The 1,905-nt window shown below is 36.8% G+C and carries 2 protein-coding genes; both read right to left on the bottom strand.

Annotation, left to right across the window (positions count from 1 at the left end):
* Positions 1 to 112: 112 nt before the first annotated feature.
* On the bottom strand, positions 113 to 1,126 hold the full coding sequence (rluB, locus tag A9G30_RS05510) for a 23S rRNA pseudouridine(2605) synthase RluB (protein ID WP_081295706.1): 1,014 nt from the start codon (positions 1,124 to 1,126) through the stop codon (positions 113 to 115).
* An 81-nt stretch (positions 1,127 to 1,207) separates the two neighbouring features.
* Positions 1,208 to 1,828 (bottom strand): L-threonylcarbamoyladenylate synthase, encoded by a 621-nt coding sequence (locus A9G30_RS05515; protein WP_065566756.1) that lies wholly within the window; start codon positions 1,826 to 1,828, stop codon positions 1,208 to 1,210.
* Positions 1,829 to 1,905: the final 77 nt, after the last annotated feature.

Raw genomic sequence — 1,905 nt, forward strand, 5'->3', positions numbered from 1 at the left:
AGTCTCTATTCAAAAAATATCAATATATTTATTTTTAGAGAATATAAAAGGTAAGATAAAGTGATCAGACAATACTCTCAATAAAATGAACTTTATTGAGAGTTATAACATGCTATTTTCTAGTTGGCTTTTTAGCTGTCGCTTGACGAGGCACGTGGGATGCTCTAGACAAATTGGTCAATTTAACCCGCTTAGGTCTTATTATACGTTTGTCTGACGATGATCCCGTTGTAAAGCTTTTGGTTTCTGGCGGTAATCCAACAAGTTCACGTAGATAATTCACAGAGTCTATGCCTAATTCCATCCACGTTCCACGTGACAGCCCTTTAGGTAAAGTGATATTGCCATAACGAATACGCAGCAATCGGCTAACTTGTACTTCAATAGCTTCCCACATTCTGCGAACTTCTCGATTGCGACCTTCAGTGATAACCACATTAAACCATTGGTTAAGTCCATCACCACCTTGTGCTTTAATTGATTGAAATGAAGCAGGGCCATCTTCGAGTTGTACCCCTTTACGAAGTTGGTTAATCTGTTGATCAGTCACATTACCAAATACGCGAACAGCATACTCACGCTCAATTTCATGCCGTGGATGCATTAAGCGATTAGCCAGTTCACCATCAGTGGTAAATAATAGTAAGCCAGAAGTATTGATATCAAGTCTACCAATATTAATCCAGCGAGCATTTTTTAAGCGAGGTAACCGTTCAAAAACCGTTGCTCGCCCCTGTGGATCGTTACGTGAACAGATTTCACCTTCTGGTTTATAATAAGCAAGGACTCGGCAAACTTCTTTTTCTTTACTTCTAAGCTGAACCAGATGCCCATTAATACGTATTTTAGGATTAGCATTAACATCAACGCGATCGCCTAACGTAGCAATTTTACCATCCACACTAATTTTACCTGCTGCAATCATTGCCTCAATTTCACGGCGCGATCCATTTCCTAAATTAGCTAATACCTTTTGTAGTTTTTCAGTATTATCAGGTGGCAAATTTTTACGAGCTACGGTTGCTGGGCAAAACGCTTTCGTTTTTTTATTGGATTGATTATCTTTTTCATTGATTTTATTGTTTTTTTTACTAACTTGTGAAAATGTAGATCTGCTATGTTTCATATTATCCTCGCTGTTACCTTCTCAGGTATCATTTTATCTATTTATACTATTGTCGAAATATCGACAATAAAAAATGGTTGCTTATTCAAATGGTTTAGTGTCACCACTTCCTTTACGTATAATTTCGGGATAGTCATTAGTTAAGTCAATTACGCTGGTTGGTTGCTGGCTAATATAACCGCCGTGTACAATTGCATCGAGCTGATGGCCTATTTTATCCTCTATCTCGTCGGGATCTGATTGTGCCTGATCATCATTAGGTAAAATCAGCGTAGTGGTCATTAATGGCTGCCCTAATAATTCAAGTAGTGCTAAATCAATTTTATCATCTGGAATTCGTAATCCTATTGTTTTACGCTTTTCATTCAATAATCGGCGTGGTACTTCTTTGCTAGCTTGTAAAATAAAGACATATTTTCCTGGTGTATTATTTTTTAATAACCGAAAAGTGGTATTATCCACATAAGCATAACAAGACAGTTCAGAAAGGTCACTGCACATTAACGTAAAATGATGACGCTTATCAAGTTGGCGGATTTGACAAATACGATCAACACCTTGTTTATTATCAAGCAAGCACCCTAGTGAATAACCCGAATCGGTTGGAAAAGCGATAACACCACCATCATTTAATATATTAACAACTTGCTCTAATAGCCGTTTTTGGGGGTTATCAGGGTGAATATAAAAAGTTTGGCTCATAATTGTTCTATATCAATATAATTTTAATGTTGAAGATGATACCATCAAGTATTTGATGGAACGTAAATATCAAACCT

The organism is Gilliamella sp. Fer4-1 (assembly GCF_001690515.1).
GTDB lineage: Bacteria > Pseudomonadota > Gammaproteobacteria > Enterobacterales > Orbaceae > Gilliamella > Gilliamella apicola_C.